18 protein-coding genes and 1 tRNA gene are annotated in these 19,291 nt (G+C 74.1%); 10 read left to right on the forward strand and 9 right to left on the reverse strand.

The window, feature by feature from the left end; genetic code table 11:
- Positions 1 to 60: 60 nt before the first annotated feature.
- The 5 genes from IE287_RS23530 to IE287_RS23550 form a co-directional block, all read right to left on the reverse strand.
- The gene (locus IE287_RS23530; RefSeq protein WP_189851157.1) at positions 61 to 597 is read right to left on the reverse strand and encodes a hypothetical protein; all 537 of its coding nucleotides are present in this window, start codon (positions 595 to 597) and stop codon (positions 61 to 63) included.
- A gap of 100 nt (positions 598 to 697) precedes the next feature.
- Positions 698 to 1,567, reverse strand: coding sequence for an S-methyl-5'-thioadenosine phosphorylase (locus tag IE287_RS23535; protein ID WP_189851158.1), 870 nt, complete (start codon positions 1,565 to 1,567; stop codon positions 698 to 700).
- Positions 1,568 to 1,851: 284 nt separating this feature from the next.
- Complete coding sequence (locus IE287_RS23540) at positions 1,852 to 2,169, reverse strand: FmdB family zinc ribbon protein (RefSeq protein WP_189851159.1); 318 nt, start codon at positions 2,167 to 2,169, stop codon at positions 1,852 to 1,854.
- Positions 2,170 to 2,237: 68 nt separating this feature from the next.
- The gene (locus IE287_RS23545) at positions 2,238 to 3,530 is read right to left on the reverse strand and encodes an MFS transporter (protein ID WP_189851160.1); all 1,293 of its coding nucleotides are present in this window, start codon (positions 3,528 to 3,530) and stop codon (positions 2,238 to 2,240) included.
- 264 nt (positions 3,531 to 3,794) lie between these two features.
- Positions 3,795 to 5,321 (reverse strand): potassium/proton antiporter, encoded by a 1,527-nt coding sequence (locus IE287_RS23550; protein ID WP_229883675.1) that lies wholly within the window; start codon positions 5,319 to 5,321, stop codon positions 3,795 to 3,797.
- Between the two features lie 270 nt (positions 5,322 to 5,591).
- On the opposite strand from IE287_RS23550, the gene IE287_RS23555 reads away from it, so the two are divergent.
- On the forward strand, positions 5,592 to 8,324 hold the full coding sequence (locus IE287_RS23555; RefSeq protein ID WP_189851161.1) for a penicillin acylase family protein: 2,733 nt from the start codon (positions 5,592 to 5,594) through the stop codon (positions 8,322 to 8,324).
- A 31-nt stretch (positions 8,325 to 8,355) separates the two neighbouring features.
- On the opposite strand, the gene IE287_RS23560 is transcribed toward IE287_RS23555, so the two are convergent.
- Entirely contained in the window at positions 8,356 to 8,940 is a 585-nt protein-coding gene (locus tag IE287_RS23560) for a 5-formyltetrahydrofolate cyclo-ligase (protein WP_189851162.1), read from the reverse strand.
- Between the two features lie 117 nt (positions 8,941 to 9,057).
- On the opposite strand from IE287_RS23560, the gene galU reads away from it, so the two are divergent.
- The 8 genes from galU to IE287_RS23600 all read left to right on the forward strand — a co-directional run bounded on the left by galU (position 9,058) and on the right by IE287_RS23600 (position 15,794).
- Positions 9,058 to 9,969, forward strand: a complete 912-nt coding sequence (gene galU, locus IE287_RS23565; protein WP_189851163.1) for a UTP--glucose-1-phosphate uridylyltransferase GalU — start codon at positions 9,058 to 9,060, stop codon at positions 9,967 to 9,969.
- Positions 9,970 to 9,973: 4 nt separating this feature from the next.
- Positions 9,974 to 11,332 (forward strand): molybdotransferase-like divisome protein Glp, encoded by a 1,359-nt coding sequence (gene glp / locus IE287_RS23570; RefSeq protein ID WP_229883676.1) that lies wholly within the window; start codon positions 9,974 to 9,976, stop codon positions 11,330 to 11,332.
- 57 nt (positions 11,333 to 11,389) lie between these two features.
- Complete coding sequence (moaC, locus tag IE287_RS23575; protein WP_189851164.1) at positions 11,390 to 11,875, forward strand: cyclic pyranopterin monophosphate synthase MoaC; 486 nt, start codon at positions 11,390 to 11,392, stop codon at positions 11,873 to 11,875.
- Positions 11,872 to 12,459 (forward strand): MogA/MoaB family molybdenum cofactor biosynthesis protein, encoded by a 588-nt coding sequence (locus IE287_RS23580; protein WP_373307880.1) that lies wholly within the window; start codon positions 11,872 to 11,874, stop codon positions 12,457 to 12,459. Before moaC ends, IE287_RS23580 begins: the two co-directional genes overlap by 4 nt.
- On the forward strand, positions 12,456 to 13,076 hold the full coding sequence (locus IE287_RS23585; RefSeq protein ID WP_189851165.1) for a GNAT family N-acetyltransferase: 621 nt from the start codon (positions 12,456 to 12,458) through the stop codon (positions 13,074 to 13,076). The genes IE287_RS23580 and IE287_RS23585 overlap by 4 nt, the downstream gene beginning before the upstream one ends.
- 168 nt (positions 13,077 to 13,244) lie before the next feature.
- Positions 13,245 to 14,300, forward strand: a complete 1,056-nt coding sequence (gene sepX / locus IE287_RS23590; RefSeq protein WP_189851166.1) for a divisome protein SepX/GlpR — start codon at positions 13,245 to 13,247, stop codon at positions 14,298 to 14,300.
- 87 nt (positions 14,301 to 14,387) lie between these two features.
- A tRNA-Ala gene (locus tag IE287_RS23595) sits at positions 14,388 to 14,464 on the forward strand.
- Positions 14,465 to 14,564: 100 nt separating this feature from the next.
- Positions 14,565 to 15,794, forward strand: coding sequence for a helix-turn-helix domain-containing protein (locus IE287_RS23600; RefSeq protein ID WP_189851167.1), 1,230 nt, complete (start codon positions 14,565 to 14,567; stop codon positions 15,792 to 15,794).
- 15 nt (positions 15,795 to 15,809) lie between these two features.
- On the opposite strand, the gene IE287_RS23605 is transcribed toward IE287_RS23600, so the two are convergent.
- Together IE287_RS23605 and IE287_RS23610 are read right to left on the reverse strand one after the other, a co-directional pair.
- Positions 15,810 to 17,027 carry an MFS transporter gene (locus IE287_RS23605; RefSeq protein WP_189851168.1) on the reverse strand — a complete coding sequence of 406 codons (1,218 nt, stop codon included), beginning with the start codon at positions 17,025 to 17,027 and terminating at the stop codon, positions 15,810 to 15,812.
- A 153-nt stretch (positions 17,028 to 17,180) separates the two neighbouring features.
- Positions 17,181 to 17,663 (reverse strand): GNAT family N-acetyltransferase, encoded by a 483-nt coding sequence (locus tag IE287_RS23610; protein ID WP_189851169.1) that lies wholly within the window; start codon positions 17,661 to 17,663, stop codon positions 17,181 to 17,183.
- A gap of 50 nt (positions 17,664 to 17,713) precedes the next feature.
- Here IE287_RS23610 and IE287_RS23615 point away from each other — a divergent pair, with 50 nt between their 5' ends.
- Positions 17,714 to 18,517: an exodeoxyribonuclease III gene (locus IE287_RS23615; protein WP_189851170.1), complete on the forward strand. Its 804-nt coding sequence runs from the start codon at positions 17,714 to 17,716 to the stop codon at positions 18,515 to 18,517.
- Positions 18,518 to 18,568: 51 nt separating this feature from the next.
- On the opposite strand, the gene IE287_RS23620 is transcribed toward IE287_RS23615, so the two are convergent.
- Positions 18,569 to 19,192, reverse strand: coding sequence for a MerR family transcriptional regulator (locus tag IE287_RS23620; RefSeq protein ID WP_189851289.1), 624 nt, complete (start codon positions 19,190 to 19,192; stop codon positions 18,569 to 18,571).
- Positions 19,193 to 19,291: the final 99 nt, after the last annotated feature.

The following is a 19,291-nucleotide window of genomic DNA, read 5'->3' on the forward strand; positions in this document are numbered from 1 at the left end:
GGCGCAGAACAGTCCAATCCGTACACACGGGACGGTGACTTGACAGCGAGTCAGTGCGAATCAGTGCCATGTCACCGCCAGTTGGGAGGTGACACCGGCACCGGCCAGCGCCGTCGCGGTCGCCCGGGGCACGGTCAGGACGATCAACGCCCCTCCGTCGGTGCGAGTCTCGTCCGTGCGCGGGACTTCGGCCACCCGGGCGCCCCGCGCCATCACCCGCACCGCGCTTCCGCCGCCGCCCGGGAGGGAGCCGGCGGCCGCGGCGGCGATGACGTCCACCCGGTCGCCGGCGCGCAGGAGCCGGACGGCCTCCGCGTCCGCGATCCGGACCGGCGCGGAGACGAGCCGGACGGGGGCGGGGGAGCGGGCCGCGGGTGCCGCCGCGGGGCGTGACCCGGGGTGGGGCGGGCCGGCCGTGCCGGGGAGCGCGGCGGCCAGGGCGAGGGCGGCGGCGGGCAGGGCGAGGAGCGCGCCGGGGGCGCGGCGGAGCCGGGGCCGGACGCGGGGCCGGAAGCGGGTGCCGCGGACCCGCAGCGGCGGGAAGTCCGGGACCTCGCAGGGGGCGGGGACGGGGGTGGACGGCCGGTTCGTGTTCATGCGCCCACTCTCCCGCCGGTCCCGCCGCCCCGCTCCGGCCTGTGGACGGCCGGCCGGTTGTGGACGACGGGCCCACTCCCCCAGGTGGTTTCGGCGGGTTCTACGGCAGTTCGATGCCGAGGTCCCAGCCGTCGTGGGCATGGGTGCAGAGACAGTCGCGGTCCACCGTGGCGGGGAGGGCGGCGATGGCGTCGAAGAGGACGTCGCGGAGCCGGCCGATGTTCGCGCCGAAGACGCGCAGGACCTCGGTGTGGGAGACGCCCTCGCCGGTCTCGGTGCCCGCGTCGAGGTCGGTGACGAGGGCGAGGGAGGTGTAGCAGAGGCCGAGTTCGCGGGCGAGGACGGCTTCGGGGTGGCCGGTCATGCCGACGACGGACCAGCCGTTGGCCGCGTGCCAGCGGGACTCGGCGCGGGTGGAGAAGCGGGGGCCTTCGACGACGACGAGGGTGCCGCCGTCGACGGCCTGCCAGTCGCGGCCGCGGGCGGCCTTGACGGCGGCCTGGCGTCCGTCGGGGCAGTAGGGGTCGGCGAAGGAGACGTGGACGACGCGGGGGACGGCGCCGTCGGGGCGGGGCTCGCCGTCGAAGTAGGTCTGGGCGCGGTTCTTCGTCCGGTCGATCAGCTGGTCGGGGACGAGGAGGGTGCCGGGGCCGTACTCGGGGCGCAGTCCGCCGACGGCGCAGGGGCCGAGGACCTGGCGGACGCCGACGGAGCGGAGTGCCCAGAGGTTGGCGCGGTAGTCGATCCGGTGCGGGGGGATGCGGTGGCCGCGGCCGTGGCGGGGGAGGAAGGCGACGCGGCGGCCGGCCACCTCGCCGAGGAAGAGGGAGTCGCTGGGGTCGCCGTAGGGGGTGGTGACGGTGACCTCGCGGACGTCGTCGAGGAAGGAGTAGAAGCCGGATCCGCCGATCACGCCGATCTCGGCGCGGTCGTCGTCGGGGGCGGGGACGGTGCCCGCGGTCGTCGCCATGCCGTCACCCTACGCAGCCGCCCGCCCGCCGCCGAGCCCGGTCCTGCGCAGCCGCCCGCCGCCGAGTCCGGTCCTGCGCAGCCGCCCGCCCGCCGCCGAGCCCCGGCCTTCGGGATCCCTGCCCTCGGACGGGCTCCGGCCCACCGGAGGAACCCTGTCCTCCGTCAGGCCCCGCCGTCCGGCGAGGAACCCCTGCCCGGCGCCGGCCCGCTCCGGGCATGCCGCGGCCCCGGCCCCCTCGTGAGGGGGCCGGGGCCGGGGTGACGCGCGCTGTGCGGGTGGGCTCAGGCGGCCGGGGTCGAGGGCGACGACGAGGACGTCGAGGCGGACGTCGACGAGGCCGGCTTCGCGTCCGACGCGGTCGAGGAGGTGGACGTCGTGGTGGACGTCGAGCTCTTCGAGGCCGGGGAGCTGCTGGACGAGGCGCCGCGGCTGTCGTTCCGGTAGAAGCCGGAGCCCTTGAAGACGATGCCGACGGCCGAGAAAACCTTCTTGAGGCGGCCGTGGCAGGCGGGGCACTCGGTCAGCGCGTCATCCGTGAACTTCTGGACCGCCTCAAGGCCCTCGCCGCACTCGGTGCACTGGTACTGGTAGGTCGGCACTAGTCTTCCTCCTGGCACTCACACTCATCGAGTGCTAACGACGTTCCATAGTGACGTATTCCGCGGGTTCAGTCCACCGTCACCGGCACGCGGTGACCGACACCACGTGCCGTGACCCGTGCGGCGACCCGGCTCGACTCGCGCGGCCTGAGCTTCCCGCGCAGGGCGACGAGCGTGACGAAGGCCAGCGCGGTGCCGGCGGCCGGGACGAGGAATCCGGCGCCGGAGCCGTGGGCGTCGGCGAGGCGTCCGGCGACCGTGACGGCCAGGGCCTGGCCGAGGGCGACGGCGCCGGTGAGCCAGGTGAACGCCTCGGTGCGGGCGGAGGCCGGGATCAGGGTCTCGACGATGGTGTAGCCGGTGATCAGGGCCGGGGCGATGCAGAGGCCGACGACGAGGCCGAGGGCGCCGAGCAGCACCACCGAGTGGGCGGTCCACAGCAGGGACGCGGCGAAGGTGAGGCCGGTGTAGCCGAGGATCAGGCGGCGGCGGGGGCCGGACTTCCAGGCGATGGCGCCCATGGCGATGCCGGCGAGCATGTTGCCGGCCGCGAAGACGCCGTACAGCAGGCCGTTGGCGCCCGGGTTGCCGATCTCCTCGCTGAAGGCGGTGAGCGAGACCTGCATGCCGCCGAAGACGGCGCCGATCCCGAGGAAGGCGACGATCAGGACGCGGACGCCGGGGACGGAGAGCGCCGAGCGGTGGGGTTCGCCGTCGGCGCGGCCGGCGGCGGCGAGCAGGCCGTACGCGGGCTGGGTGGCGCGCTGGGCGGCGAAGAAGAGGCCGCCGACGAGGGTGAGGGCGGCTTCGGTGATCAGGCCGGCGGCCGGGTGGACGCCGGTGCACAGGGCGGTGGCGAGGACCGGGCCGACGACGAAGGTGAACTCGTCGGTGACCGACTCGAAGGCCGCCGCGGTCGGCATCAGGGGCGTGCCGTCGAGCTTGGCCGCCCAGCGGGCCCGGACCATGGGACCGACCTGCGGGACGGAGGCGCCGGCGGGCACCGCGGCGAGGAACAGCGCCCACAGCGGGGCGCCGGCCAGCGCGAGCACGACGAGCAGCGAGACGGAGGCGGAGTGGACGAGGACGCCCGGGACGAGCACGGCCCGCTGGCCGTAGCGGTCGGCGAGCTTGCCGGACTGCGGGGCGAAGACCGCCATGGAGACACCGGTGACGGCGGCGACGGCGCCGGCGCTGCCGTAGGAACCGGTGGTGTGCTGGACGAGCAGGACGATGCCGATGGTGAGCATCGCGAAGGGCTGCCGGGCGGCGAACCCGGGGATCAGGAAGGAGAGCGCACCGGGGGTGCGCAGCAGCTGCCCGTAGCCGGGCCGCTTCTCGGAGACGACCGTGGACGCCACGGTCCTGGCCTTTCTGCCGCCTGGTAGCGCGCGGGCACGGTGGTGCCGGTCTCGCCGAGAGCTGTCCTCTTGCGCGGAACTGCGGTAGATACCGGGAGGGCCCCCACTGCGGGAGGGTGCACCGCGGCCGCCATACGGTCGCGCCAGCTCTGCGTCAGGCAGAGTTGGTTCGATCAAGTGTGCCTTCATGGTACAGGGAGGAGCGCTCTCCTGCCTGTGATTCCACAGGGAAGAACGCTCCCGACCCCGAAATAATGCCTGCGATTAACGTTCTGTCGGCTTGTTCTTTCCCGTCACGGACGCGGGCCGGTGGAAGCGGGTCGCGGTCGTGGTGACCGCCTTCCGTCCGTCCCCGGTGCCGAGCCAGCCCGCGAGCTTGCCGCCCTGGCCGACCGCGCGGAGCCGGCGCTCGGTGGCGTCGCGCACCGGGTCGGTGGCGACGACGAGCAGTTCGTCGCCCTTGCGCAGGACGGTCGCCGGGCCCGGCACGAAGCTGGCGTCCTCCCGTACGACGAGGGTGACGGCGGCGCCGGTGGGCAGCCGCAGCTCGGCGACCTCGACGCCGTGCATCCGGGAGCCCTCGGGGATGGCGACGGAGAGCAGGTGGCCGCGGAGCCGCTCCAGCGGCGCGGACTCGACGCCGAGGTCGGCGGCGCCGGAGGAGTCGCCGAGCTTCAGCGCCTTCGCCAGGTAGGGCAGGGTCGGGCCCTGGACGAGGGTGTAGACGACGACCAGCACGAAGACGATGTTGAAGATCCGCTCGCTGCCCTCGATCTGCCCCACCATCGGGATGGTGGCGAGGATGATGGGGACGGCTCCGCGCAGGCCGGCCCAGGACATCAGGGCCTGCTCCTGCCAGGGGATCCGGAAGGGCAGCAGGCTGACCAGGACCTCCATGGGGCGGGCCACCATGGTGAGGACGAGGCCGATGACGACGGCGGGCCAGAAGTCGTTGACGAGCTCGTGCGGGGTGACGAGCAGGCCGAGCAGGACGAACATGCCGATCTGGGCGATCCAGCCGAGTCCCTCGGCGAAGCCGCGGTTGGCGGGGGCGTGCGGCAGCTTGGCGTTGCCGAGGACCATCGAGGCCAGGTAGACGGCGAGGAAGCCGGAGCCGTGGGCGATCGCGCCGGCCGCGTAGGCGGCGACGGCGATGGCCATGACGGCGATCGGGTAGAGGCCGGAGGCGGGCAGGGCGACGTGCTTGAGTCCGTACGAGCCGACGAGGCCGACCGCGAGGCCGACGGCGGCGCCGATCGCGAGCTCCAGGGCGATCTTCCCGACGAGGACGTACCAGTCGTCGACGGGTTCCGCGGAGGAGAAGGCGACGACGAGGATCACGACCGGGGCGTCGTTGAAGCCGGACTCGGCCTCCAGGACGCCGGTGACCCGGGACGGCAGCGGCACCTTGCGCAGGACGGAGAAGACGGCGGCGGCGTCGGTGGAGGAGACGACCGCGCCGATGATCAGCGCCTGCCGCCACTCCAGGCCGACGAGGTAGTGGGCGCCCGCGGCGGTGATGCCGACGGAGACGGCGACGCCGACGGTGGAGAGGACGACCGCGGCCGGCAGGGCCGGCTTGACCTCCTTCCACTTCGTCCCGAGACCGCCCTCGGCGAGGATGACGACGAGCGCCGCGTAGCCGATGACCTGGGTGAGCTCGGCGTTGTCGAAGGCGACGTTGCCGATGCCGTCCTGGCCGATGGCGACGCCGATGCCGAGGTAGAGCAGGAGGCTCGGGAGCCCGCTCCGGGAGGAGATCCGGACGGCGGCGACCGCGATCAGCAGCACCAGTGAGCTGATCAGCAGGAGTTCGTTGAGCTCGTGGACAGTCAGTGCGCCGTTCCTTCCCCTCGCACGCGCCGGATCGTTCCTCCAGCCGCAGGTACTTCGTTACCTTACCTAATCTTTAACGCTTTCTTGACGCCTTCTTTGCGCTCCGCCGTTCTCCCGTGCGGTCATCAGTGCGGTTTCTCCCCGACACCGAGTCCAGGGCGCCCAGGTGCTGCGCCTAAGGTTGCTCCCGTACTCCAGGACCACCCTGCCCCTCGAAGGACAGCGATGCCCTCCAACACGACCGCGCCCCCCGCCAAGAAGAAAGGCAGGCGCGCCCGCCTGATCGTCCTGCTCCTGGTCCTTGCGCTGGTCGGGGCCGTCGCCTTCGGCGGCTGGTGGGGAGTGGGCACCGTCCGGGCCTCGTTCCCGCAGACCACCGGCGAGATCCGGATCGACGCGCTCTCCGGCGACGTCGAGGTGAAGCGGGACGCCAACGGCATCCCGCAGATCTACGCGGACAACGAGACCGACCTCTTCCGCGCGCAGGGCTACGTCCAGGCGCAGGACCGCTTCTACGAGATGGACGTCCGGCGGCACCTCACCGCCGGCCGCCTCTCCGAGATGTTCGGCGACGGCCAGGTCGACACCGACGCCTTCCTGCGCACCCTCGGCTGGCGCCAGGTCGCGCAGCAGGAGTACGACAAGGTCCTGACCCCGGAGACGAAGAAGTACCTCCAGGCGTACGCGGAGGGCGTCAACGCCTACCTGAAGGACCGCGCGCCGAAGGACGTCTCCGTCGAGTACGCGGCCCTGGCGCTCACCAACGACTACGCGATCGAGCCCTGGACCCCGGTCGACTCGGTCGCCTGGCTCAAGGCCATGGCCTGGGACCTGCGCGGCAACATGCAGGACGAGATCGACCGCTCGCTGCTCACCAGCCGGCTGACCCCGGCCCAGGTGAAGCAGCTCTACCCGGAGTACCCGTACGACCTCCACCAGCCGATCCTCGACCGCGGCGCGGTCGACCCGGTGACGAAGAAGTTCGACCCGAAGGCCGGCGCGGAGGACGGCGAGGACGCGGACGGCAGCGGTACGGGCTCCGGCTCCGGCGGCGCGAGCGCCCAGCTCGCCGCGCTCTCGGGCCTCTCCGACGTCCTCGACGAGGTCCCCGCGCTGCTCGGCCCGAACGGCAACGGCATCGGCTCCAACTCGTGGGTCGTCTCCGGGGAGCTCACCACCTCCGGCAAGCCGCTGCTCGCCAACGACCCGCACCTCGCGCCGATGCTGCCGTCCCTCTGGTACCAGATGGGCCTGCACTGCCGCTCCGTCTCGGCGACCTGCCGCTACGACGTCGCCGGCTACACCTTCTCCGGCATGCCCGGCGTGATCATCGGCCACAACGACTCCATCGCCTGGGGCCTCACCAACCTCGGTGCCGACGTCACCGACCTCTACCTGGAGAAGGTCAGCCCCGAGGGCTACCTGGTCGACGGCAAGGTCAAGCCCTTCGACACCCGTGAAGAGGTCATCAAGGTCGCCGGCGGCGCCGACCGCACCATCACCGTCCGCTCCACCGACCGCGGTCCGCTCGTCTCCGACCGCTCCTCCGAACTGGAGAAGGTCGGCCAGAAGGCCCCCGTCGGCAACGCCGCCCCCGACCGCGGCACCGGCTACGGCGTCTCCCTCCAGTGGACCGCCCTCCAGCCCGGCAAGTCGATGGACGCGATCTTCGCGCTCAACCGCGCCCAGGACTTCAAGCAGTTCCGGGCCGCCGCGAAGAACTTCGAGGTCCCCTCGCAGAACCTCGTCTACGCCGACACCAAGGGCAACATCGGCTACCAGTCGCCGGGCAAGATCCCGCGCCGCGCCACCGGTGACGGCACCCTGCCCGCCCCGGGCTGGGACTCCCGCTACCGCTGGAAGGGGTACATCCCCTTCGACCGGCTGCCGTACGAGTACAACCCGGACCGCGGCTACATCGTCACCGCCAACCAGGCCGTGATCTCCCCGGAGCAGTACCCCGACCTGCTCACGAAGGACTGGGGCTACGGCTCCCGCAGCCAGCGGATCAACGACCTCATCGAGTCGAAGACCAAGGACGGCGGCAAGATCTCGCCGGACGACATGCGGACCATGCAGACCGACAACCGCAGCGAGATCGCGACCCTGCTCAACCCGCTGCTGCTGAAGATCGACGTCTCCGACCCCTACGTCCGCGAGGCGCAGAAGCTCCTGGAGGGCTGGGACTACACCCAGGAGCCCGACTCGGCCGCCGCCGCGTACTTCAACGCGGTCTGGCGCAACGTCCTCAAGCTCTCCTTCGGCGACAAGCTGCCCAAGGAGGTCCGGGCCGAGGGCGACTGCGTCATGGTGCGCCCGGTCGACTTCACCGGCCCGGTGGACGAGCAGAACAAGCTGGTCCGCGAGTGCGGCGAGCGCGACGCCGACTCGGCCCAGCCGGACGGCGGCGACCGCTGGTACGAGGTGGTCCGCCCGCTCCTCAAGCAGGAGAAGAGCGCGTGGTGGAAGACGCCCGCCACCCGCACCGACCCGGCCACCGAGACCCGCGACCAGCTGCTCGCCCGCGCCATGAGGGACGCCCGCTGGGAGCTGACCGCCAAGCTCGGCAAGGACGTCTCCACCTGGAGCTGGGGACGGCTGCACCAGCTGACCCTGAAGAACCAGACCCTCGGCACCGCCGGTCCCGGCCCGGTGCAGCGGATGCTCAACCGCGGCCCGTGGAACCTCGGCGGCGGCGAGGCCGCCGTCGACGCCACCGGCTGGAACGCGGCCGGCGGCTACGAGGTCATCTGGGTGCCGTCGATGCGGATGGTCGTCAACGTCGGCGACTGGGACAAGTCCCGGTGGGTCAACCTGACCGGCGCCTCCGGCCACGCCTTCCACGACAACTACACGGACCAGACGGACGCCTGGTCCAAGGGCGAGCTGTACGACTGGGCCTACGGAAAGGCGGCGGTCGACGCGGCGGCGAAGGACACGCTGACGCTCAAGCCCTGACCGGGGAAGCCGGGCAACGCCCGGGCCGTGATCAGGAACGGCCGAAACGGGCCACCCCGTCCGGGGTGACCACCGCGTGCACGGGGTGGTCGTGCGGTTCCTCCGGGACCCGCGCGACCACCTCGTCCGCGTAGAGGAGCACCACCAGGGCCGGGTCCTTCCCGGCGCGCGCGAGCCGGGCGAGGACCCGGTCGTACGAACCGCCGCCCCGGCCCAGCCGCATGCCGCGCGCGTCCACCGCGAGCCCCGGCAGCAGCACCGCGTCCGCCGCGCACACCGCCTCCGGGCCGAGCCGCGGGCCGGTCGGCTCCAGCAGGCCGCGGCCGGCCTTCGCCAGCGCCCCGCGCCCCTCGTACGCCGCCCAGTCCAGGTCGTTGTCGGGCAGCAGCACCGGCAGCAGGACCCGCACCCCGCGCGCGTGGAGGGCGTCGAGCAGCGCGCGGGTGCCGGGCTCGCGCCCGACCGACACGTACGCGGCGACGGTGGCGGCGCCGGCCAGCTCGGGCAGCTCCAGACCGCGCCCGCCCAGCGCCTCGGCGGTCCGCGCCAGGGCGTCGGGGGCGAGGGCCGCGCGGGCGTCGAGCAGACGGCGGCGCAGGAGGGCTTTTTCGGACAACTCAGGATTCTCTTTCCGCACAGGTGATCCCCAGGAAACTCTCGTAACCGTATTTATAGGGAGAAAGTTAATCGGAGCCACATCTTCCTCTCATTCCCTAGCGGATAAGGTGCCCGCATGACTCAGTCGTTCCCCCGCCTCGGCCGGATCAGCAAGGCTGTCATCCCGGCCGCCGGCCTCGGCACCCGCTTCCTGCCGGCGACGAAGGCGACGCCCAAGGAGATGCTGCCGGTCGTCGACAAGCCGGCGATCCAGTACGTCGTCGAGGAGGCCGTCGCGGCCGGGCTCTGTGACGTGCTCATGATCACCGGCCGGAACAAGCGTCCGCTGGAGGACCACTTCGACCGGAACTACGAGCTGGAGGAGGCGCTGACCCGCAAGGGCGACGACGAACGCCTCTCCAAGGTCCGGGAGTCCAACGACCTCGCCACCATGCACTACGTGCGCCAGGGCGCCCCCCGCGGCCTCGGGCACGCGGTGCTGTGCGCGGCCCCGCACGTCGGCGACCAGCCCTTCGCCGTCCTCCTCGGCGACGACCTGATCGATCCGCGCGACCCCCTCCTGTCGCGGATGGTCGAGGTCCAGGAGCGCGAGGGCGGCAGCGTCGTCGCGCTGATGGAGGTCGAGCCCTCCCAGATCCACCTCTACGGCTGCGCGGCGGTCGAGCCGACCATCGACGGCGACGTGGTGCGCGTGACGGACCTGGTGGAGAAGCCGGAACCGGCCGAGGCGCCCAGCAACTACGCCGTCATCGGCCGCTACGTGCTCGACCCGGCCGTCTTCGGCACGCTGCGGGAGACCGAGCCCGGCCGGGGCGGCGAGATCCAGCTGACCGACGCCCTGCAGAAGCTGGCGGGCGACGAGAAGCTCGGCGGGCCGGTGCACGGCGTCGTCTTCAAGGGGCGCCGCTACGACACCGGCGACCGGGGCGACTATCTGCGTGCCATTGTCAGACTCGCGTGCGAACGTGAAGATCTGGGACCGGACTTCCGGGCCTGGCTCCGGAGATATGTCAGCGAGGAGATGTAGGACCTTGAGCAGCGAGACGGCACCGTCCCAGGACCACGGTCACGACCACGGCCCCGGCGACCCCTGCGCGGGACCGGAGCGGGACGGGGCGCGCCTGTGGTCGGTCGACGAGCACCTGGCCGACATCCTGGCGACCGTCCGCCCGCTGGAGCCGATCGAGCTCCAGCTGCTCGACGCGCAGGGCTGCGTCCTGGTCGAGGACGTGACGGTGCCGGTGGCGCTGCCGCCGTTCGACAACAGCTCCATGGACGGGTACGCGGTCCGGGTCGCCGACGTGGCGGGCGCGACCGGGGAGTTCCCGGCCGTCCTCACCGTCGTCGGCGACGTCGCCGCGGGCGCGGGCGGACTGCCGGAGGTCGGCCCCGGGCAGGCCGCCCGGATCATGACCGGCGCGCCGCTCCCGCCGGGCGCCGAGGCCGTCGTGCCGGTCGAGTGGACCGACGGCGGCGCGGGCGAGGGCGCCGCCACCGGCATGCGGGCCGCGAGCGACGCCCCGGAGGGCGCCGCCGGCGAGGTGCGGGTGCACCGCGCGGCGGAGGCGGGCGCCCACGTCCGCCGGACCGGCAGCGACGTGCGGGCCGGCGAGCTCGCCCTCGCGGCCGGCACGGTCCTCGGGCCGCCGCAGCTCGGGCTGCTCGCCGCGATCGGCCGGGGCACGGTCAGGGTCCGGCCGCGCCCCCGGGTGGTCGTCCTCTCCACCGGCAGCGAACTGGTCCAGCCCGGCGAGGAGCTGGGCCCCGGGCAGATCCACGACTCCAACAGCTTCGCGCTGGCCGCCGCCGCCCGGGACGCGGGCGCGCTCGCCTACCGGGTCGGCGCGGTCGCCGACGACGCCGAGTCGCTCCGCTCCACCATCGAGGACCAGCTGATCCGGGCCGACCTCCTCGTCACCACGGGCGGCGTCAGCGTCGGCGCCTACGACGTGGTGAAGGAGACCCTGGCCGCCGACGGGCAGGTCGACTTCCGCAAGCTGGCCATGCAGCCGGGCAAGCCGCAGGGCTTCGGCGCGATCGGCGCCGAGCAGATCCCGCTCCTCGCCCTGCCGGGCAACCCGGTCTCCTCGTACGTCTCCTTCGAGCTCTTCGTCCGGCCGGCGATCCGCGCCCTGATGGGCCTGGAGGACCTGCACCGCCCGGTGGTCCGCGCCACCCTGAAGGCCGACGCGCCGCTCTCCTCGCCGCCCGGCCGCCGCCAGTACCTCCGGGGGACGTACGACGCCGAGTCCGGCACCGTCACCCCGGTGGGCGGCGCCGGATCCCATCTGATCGCCGCCCTCGCCCACGCGGACGCGCTGCTCGTGGTCCCGGAGGAGCGCACCGCGGCCGACCCGGGCGAGGAGCTGGACGTGGTCCTTCTCGGCTGAGGAGGCGCAGGTGGGGGTACGGTGTCGTCCCACACAGCGACCGGGAGTGTCACGGCCATGAGCACGCAGCAAGGTCTCACCCACATCGACGAGGCGGGCGCCGCCCGCATGGTCGACGTATCGGCGAAGGACGTCACGTCCCGCACGGCACGCGCCAGCGGACGGGTGCTCGTCTCGCCGCGCGTGATCGAGCTGCTGCGCGGGGAGGGCGTGCCGAAGGGCGACGCCCTGGCGACCGCGCGGATCGCCGGGATCATGGGGGCCAAGAGGACCCCGGACCTCATCCCGCTCTGCCACCCGCTGGCCGTCTCCGGCGTGACCCTGGACCTCACCGTGGCGGACGACGCCGTGGAGATCCTGGCGACCGTGCGGACCACCGACCGCACGGGCGTCGAGATGGAGGCGCTGACCGCCGTCTCGGTGGCCGCGCTGACCGTCGTGGACATGATCAAGGCGGTCGACAAGGGCGCGGTCATCTCCGACGTGCGGGTGGAGGAGAAGACCGGCGGCAAGTCGGGCCACTGGACCCGGGACGACGCGTGACGCGCGACGGCCGGGCGGCGGGCGCGCACGACCACGGGCACGGCCACGCGGCGGAGGAGCCCTCCGGGGCCGCCCTGCGCACGCCCTACGCGGCGCTCGTCGTCACCGCCTCCAACCGGGCCTCCGCCGGGGTCTACGAGGACAAGGGCGGTCCGCTGATCGCCGAGGCCCTGCGCGGGATGGGCTTCGCCGTCGACGGCCCGCGGGTCGTCCCGGACGGGGCGCCCGTCGAGGAGGCCCTGCGGGCCGGGATCGCGGCCGGGTACGACGTGATCCTCACGACCGGGGGCACCGGGATCTCGCCGACCGACGAGACGCCCGAGGCCACCGCCCGGGTCCTGGAGCGGCCGATCCCCGGCATCCCGGAGGCGATCCGGGCGTACGGCCGGGAGAAGGTGCCGACGGCGGCGCTCTCGCGCGGGCTCGCCGGGGTCGCGGGCGGCACGCTGATCGTGAACCTGCCGGGTTCGCCCGGCGGGGTGCGGGACGGGCTCGCCGTCCTGGAGCCGCTGCTGCGGCACGCCGTGGACCAGATCCGCGGCGGCGACCACCCGAGACCGGCGGAAGCGGGCCCGGCGTCATGACGACGGCCTGGCCGGCCGTCCTCGTCGACGGGGACGTGCTGCTCCGCCCGATAAGGATGCGCGACCAGCGGGACTGGCGGGAGCTGAACCGCCGCAACCGCGAGTGGCTGCGCCCCTGGGAGGCGACGGTGCCGCCGCCCGCGCCGGGCATGCCGCCGGTGCAGCGCCCCACGTACCGTCAGATGGTGCGCCACCTGCGCGCGGAGGCGAACGCGGGCCGGATGCTGCCGTTCGTCATCGAGTACCGGGGCCGGATGGCCGGGCAGTTGACGGTGGCCGGGATCACCTGGGGCTCGATGTGCTCGGGGCACGTGGGGTACTGGGTGGACGGCGAGGTCGCCGGGCGCGGGGTGATGCCGACGGCGGTCGCGCTCGCCACCGACCACTGCTTCCGCGCGGTGGGGCTCCACCGCATGGAGGTCTGCATCCGTCCGGAGAACGGCCCTTCGCGCCGGGTGGTGGAGAAGCTCGGCTTCCGCGAGGAGGGGCTGCGGCCGCGCTATCTGCACATCGACGGGGCCTGGCGGGACCACCTGGTCTTCGCGCTGACGGCGGAGGAGATTCCGGAGGGGCTGCTCGCCCGCTGGCACCGCACCCGGCGCCGGGACGCCGCTTAACGGGAGGTCAACCTCTCGGTAATTCATATAACTGTTCGAATTCCAGTGGCATATGAACACCGATCGATCTGAACAATCACAAAAAAGTTCAGTGATATCAGCCAGATCGTGCGACACACCGGGCCAATTGGCCGATGCCCCGTCTCGAACCCCTCTACCGTGTGAGGCGTGAGCAGCAGCGGCCTCATCTACGCAGTCATCGTCGGGGCCTGGGCCGCCTACCTGGTGCCGATGTGGCTCCGCAGGCAGGACGAGCTGAACGAGGCCCGTCCGACGGAACGCTTCAGCACCGCCATCCGGCTCCTTTCCGGACGGGCGGGCATGGAGCGCCGTTACGCCAAGGAGCTTCGCGAGCGGGACCGTACGGCCCTGGAGGCGGCGACCGACGTGGACCCGGACGCGGCGACCGAGCAATGGAGCTCGGTCGACGTCCGGGCCTTCTCCGCGCCTCCGGACAGGACCGAGGCGCGCCTCGAACTCCCCGCGCTCCCGGAGCCCGAACCGGACCGCAGGCCCGGGCGCGAGCCGGAACCGGCCCCCGCGGCGGCCCGGCCGGCCGCCGGCGCCGCCGAACGGGCCCGCCGCGGCAAGGCGCTGGCCCGCCGCCGGCGGACCACCATCGTGCTCTTCTCCGCCTTCACCCTCGGGGCCGTGGTCGCCGCCGTCGGCGGCGTCGCCTTCCTCTGGGCGCCCGCCGTGCCCGCCGTGCTGCTCAGCGCCTACATCGTCCACCTGCGCGGACAGGAGCGCCGCCGCTTCGTCTACGTGATGGACCGGCGCCGCGCCGAGGCGGCCGCCGCCCGGCTCCGCGAGAGCCGCCGGGCCGCCGCGCCGACCCCCGAGCCGGAGCCGACGCCCGCGCCGGTGGTCTCCCCGCAGGAGGCCGACCGGCGCGCGCTGGTCGAGCAGACCGACCACGCGGAGTGGGTGGACCAGCAGCGCGAGCGCGGTCCGGCCCGCGGCGACAGCTGGGACCCGGTGCCGGTGCCGCTGCCGACGTACGTGACCGCGCCGGTCGCCCCGCGCGCCTCCAACGGCGTGGACGTCACCGACCCGGAGACCTGGAGCGCGGCCCGCTCCTCCACCGCCGCCGAGCAGCAGCCGGCCCCCGCGCCGGCCCCGCGCCGCCGCCCGGCCCCGCCGCGCCGCGGCCGCGACCAGGGCCGGACCCCGCTCTTCGACCAGTACGCGGACGAGGACCGGCCCCGCGCCGCCAACGAATGACGGCGGCGTGACGGCTCCTCGTCTGACCTGCGGCGTAAGCGATTTTTCTTCTCGCCGACCGAGGTGCTAATGTTTCACACGTCGCAGGGGCCTGTGGCGCAGTCCGGTAGCGCACCTCGTTCGCATCGAGGGGGTCAGGGGTTCGAATCCCCTCAGGTCCACCAGCGGATGACGGGATCCCGTCCGATCGAGAGATCGGGCGGGATCTTCGTCGTTGAGGCCCCATGACATCCTTCCGCCCGCCCGACGCCTGGGGTTGATCACGTGCTGGAGCAGCCGTTCTTCGGGCGCCGGCTCAAGCGGCTGCGCACCGAGCGGGGCCTGTCGCAGGCCGCGCTGGCCGGGGAGGGCATGTCCACCGGCTACCTCTCCCGGCTGGAGTCCGGGGCCCGCAGGCCCACCCCGCGCGCCGTGGAGCACCTCGCCGCGCAACTCGGCGCCGACCTCTCCGTCTTCGACACGGAGGCCGCCGAGGACTCGCTGAGCCAGGCCGTCGCCATCGCCGCCTCCCTGGAGTCCGACGAGACCCTGGAGGCGCTGGAGCGCGCCCTGGCCGACGGCTCCGGCTCCGACCAGGACCCGCCGCTGCGCTGGCAGGCCCTCTGGCTGGTGGCCGGCTGGCACCGCCGCCACCACCGCCAGGAGCGCGAGCGGGCCCGCCTGGAGGAGCTCGTCGCGCTCGGCGAGCGGCTCGGCCAGCCCGCCCTGCGGGTCCGGGGCCTCGCCCGGCTCGCCCGCTGCCTGCGCGCGGGCGGCGAGCTCGGCCGGGCCGTCGACGCGGCCGCCGCCGCCCACCGGCTCGCCCGCGAGCACGGTCTGGCCGTGCCGGACGTGGCCGCCGCCCTGCTCGCCCTGGTCTCCGTGGAGACCGAGGCGGGCCGCCTCGCCGAGGCCCGCGCCCACGCCGACGAGTTGACCGCGCTGACCGCGGGACGCGGGGACGCGCTGTGGGCGGAGGCCCTGTGGACCGGGGCGGCGGTACGGGTCCGCCAGGGCGAGCCCGACGCGGCCCAGGCCCTCCTCGGCGAGGCCCTCGCCGGTTTCCCCGGCACGGGCGACCTCGACCTGTGGACGCGGCTGCGGGTCGCCGCCGCCCGGCTCCACGCGGAGAAGTCGCCGCCCGAGCCGGCCGCCGCCGAGCGGTACCTGGAGCAGGCCGAGAGCGGCCTCGCCTTCCTCGGCATCCCCGCCCTCGAACGCGAGGTGGCCCTCATCCGGGCCGAACTCGCCTTCCGGGACGGCCGGTTCGCCGAGGCGCGGACCCTGCTCGACCGGCTGCGCGGAGCGGCCCTGCCGGCGGCCTACCGCGACCGGGCCCGGCTCGGCGTCCTGGACGGCCGGCTGCTGATCGCCGAGGGCGAGGAGCGGGCCGGGCTCGACCGGCTGCGCGCCCTGGCCGAGGAGGCCCGGGCGTCGGGCCACCTCGACCTGGCCGCCGACCTCTGGCGCCTCCTCGCGGAGCGGCCGGGCGGGGCGGGCGGCGGCCGGTCCTGACCCCCCGGGGCCGCGTCAGCCGAGCCGGCGGCCGCGGAACAGGCCGGCGCCGGCCAGGGCGAGCAGGGCGAGGCACCCCAGGACCAGGCCCGCCCAGCCGTGCCGGGCGTACAGGGCGGTGCCGCCGAGGGAGCCCAGCGCGCCGCCGCAGAAGCTCGCCAGCATGAAGACGGTGTTGAGGCGCGCCCGGGCCTCGCCCGGCAGCCGGAAGATCCGCACCTGGTTGGCGACCTGGGAGCAGGCCCCGCCGTGGACGAGCAGGTTGGCGCCGATGACCAGGGCGGCGGGCGAGTCGCCGCAGGGGCCCATGACCGCGAAGGCCAGGGCGCAGCAGCCCAGCGCCGTCAGGTTGACGTACCGGGGGCCGCGCCGGTCGCTGAGCCGGCCCGCCCGGTAGGAGAGCAGCGCGGCCGGCAGGGTCAGCAGGCCGAAGAGCCCGGCTCCGGCCGGGCCGAGGGCGAAGGGCGGTGCGGCCAGGTGGAAGGCGAGGGTCGCCCAGAAGGCGCTGAAGGCGCCGAAGACCGTCGCTCCCAGGAAGGCCGAGAGCCGCAGCTCGGGGTGGGTGCGGAGCAGGGCGGGCAGGGAGGCGATCAGCCGTCCGTACGGCAGCCTCGCCCCGCCGCCGGGGGACCGCTCGGGCAGGGCCCGGGGCACGACGGGGATCAGGGCGCCGGTGAGGGCGGCCGCGACCAGGTAGGCGGCGCGCCAGTCGTCGCCGAGGGCGGCCACCGTGCCGGAGAGGGTGCGCGAGAGCGTCGAGCCGAGGGTGAGTCCGATCCCGATCAGGCCGACGGCCCGGCCGCCGTGCGCGGGCCCCGCCAGGGAGGCGGCGGTGGGCATGAGCACCTGGGGCAGCACGGTGGTCGTGGAGAGCGCGGCCGTGGCCAGGGTGAGGGTGAGCAGGTCCGGGGCGGCCGCGGCGACGAGCAGGCCGGTGGTGGTGAGGGCCAGCAGCCAGGTGGTGAGCCGGCGCAGCCGCGCGGTGTCGGCGAGCGGGACGACGAGGGCGATGCCGAGGGCGTAGCCGGTCTGGGCCGCGGTGGCGACCAGGCCGGCGGCGGTGTCGGAGACCCCGAGACCGGCCGCGATGGCGTCCAGGAGCGGCTGGGGGAAGTAGACGTTGGCGACCGTCAGGGCGCCCGCGGTCGCGAAGAGCAGTGCGGTGGGTCGGCGCAGTCCGGGCGGTGCGGCGGCCTGCGCGGGGGCGCGGTCGGCCCGGACGTCGGTGGCCATGGTCCGTCCCCTCGGCGCGGCGGCTCGCGGCCGGCCGGGTGCGTGCCCGGCCACGAAGGTGCCCGACCGATGTTGCCAGCCTCGGCAATCTCTTGGCAAGAAATTGCCAAGAGGGGGGATGTCGGGGGGTGCCCAGGCGGAGGGGACCGGTGGTCAGACCAGCGGCTTGGCGAAGCAGCGGCTGGCCTCGTGGTGCCGGTAGTGGCCGAACTTGGCGCAGGGCTCGTAGCCGCTGGAGGCGTAGAGGGCGATGGCCTCGGGCTGGGCGGTGCCGGTCTCCAGGACCATCCGGGTCCGGCCGGCGGCGCGGGCGTCCTCCTCCAGGAGGGCGAGGAGGCGGCGGGCCAGGCCCAGGCCGCGCGCCTCGGGTATCACGTACATGCGCTTCAGCTCGGCGTCCCCGTCCGCGTACCCCTCCTCGTTCTCGTCCTGGCGGCGCCAGGCCCCGCTGGCGACCGGGCGCTCCAGACCGTCGTAGGCGAGGAGGTAGAGGCCGAGCGGCGGGACGAACATCGAGGGGTCGAGCGGTGTGGCGTCGCCCTCGTCGTCGCCGTAGCGGACGACGTACTCGGCCTGCACCTCGTCCTGCAGTTTCACGGCGTCGGGGTGGTCGTACGGCGTCGGCTGGATGCGCATGCCCGACATCGTACGTGTATGCGAGTGGCGGGTGTCGGTATTCTCCCGGGATGTTCACTGTCACGACCGCGAACGTCAACGGCCTCCGCGCCGCCGCCAAGAAGGGCTTCGTCGCGTGGCTGGCGCAGACGCCCGCCGACGCCGTCTGCCTCCAGGAGGTACGCGCCGAGGAGGCGCAGCTGCCCGAGGAGGTACGGGCCCCCGAGGGCTGGTTCACCGTCCACGCCCCGGCCGCGGCCAAGGGCCGCGCCGGTGTCTCCCTCTACCTGCGCCGGGAGCCCGACGCCGTCCGCGTCGGCTTCGGGTCGAGCGAGTTCGACGGCTCCGGCCGCTACGTCGAGGCCGACCTGCCCGGCGTCACCGTCGCCAGCCTCTACCTGCCGTCCGGCGAGGCCGAGACCGAGAAGCAGGACGAGAAGTACCGCTTCATGGGCGAGTTCCTGCCCTACCTCAAGGAGCTGCGGGTCCGTGCCGCCGCCGACGGGCGCGAGGTCGTCGTCTGCGGCGACTGGAACATCGCCCACCGCGAGGCCGACCTGAAGAACTGGAAGGCCAACCGTAAGAGCGCCGGCTTCCTCCCCGAGGAGCGGGAGTGGCTCACCCGGGTCCTGGAGGAGGCCGACGGCGGGTACGTCGACGTGGTGCGGGCCCTCCACCCCGACCAGGAGGGCCCCTACTCCTGGTGGTCCTACCGGGGCCGGGCCTTCGACAACGACACCGGCTGGCGGATCGACTACCAGATGGCCACGCCGGGGCTGGCCGCGAAGGCGGTCAAGGCGTACGTGGAGCGGGCGGCCACCCACGCCGAGCGCTGGAGCGACCACGCTCCCGTCACCGCGGCGTACCGGCTCTAGCGGGCACCCCGCCGGACGGCCCGCGCCGCGCTCCGGGCCGCCCGGCCCCGGTCAGCCGCCCGTGCCCCGGAGGAGCCGGTCGAGGGCGAGTGACAGTTCGGCCTCGACCACGCTCTTGGCGAGCGGCCGCAGCCGCTGGAAGTCGCCGTCCGTGACGTGCGGGGCCAGCACCTCGGCGAAGAGGGCGGCGAGCGCCTCCGCGTGCTCGCGGACGCGGGCGCCGGCCTTGAGGACCTCGGCGAGCGGCACGCCCTCGCGGACCAGGGCGGCGGAGACGTCGAGCAGCCGGCGGCTGACGTGGACGATGTCCTCGCCGTCGGTGGCGAGGTAGCCGAGGTCGAGCGCGGCGGCGAGGTTCTCCGGCGTGACCTCCCCGGCGAAGTGGTCGGCCAGCTCCTCGGGGGTGAGCCGGACCGGCTCCTCCTCGGTCGGCGGGCCCAGCTCCAGGACCTCCCCGACGTCCCGCCCCGACTCGAAGGCGGTGGTGAGGTCGGCGATGCCGGTCAGCGTGTGGCCCCGCTCCAGGAGCGCCGCGATCGTCCGCAGCCGGGCCAGGTGCCGCTCGTCGTACCAGGCGATCCGGCCCTCGCGCCGGGGCGGCGGGATCAGCCCGCGCTCCCGGTAGAAGCGCAGGGTCCGCACGGTGATCCCGGCCGCGTCGGCCAGCTCGGCCATGCGGTACTCGTGCGCGGCCTCCGGGGCCCGCGCGGGCATCGCCTGTTCTCCTGATCGTTCCGCCACGCCCGCCAGCCTATGTTGTACCGCCGGTAACTT

This window comes from Streptomyces omiyaensis (assembly GCF_014650895.1).
Taxonomy (GTDB): domain Bacteria; phylum Actinomycetota; class Actinomycetes; order Streptomycetales; family Streptomycetaceae; genus Streptomyces; species Streptomyces omiyaensis.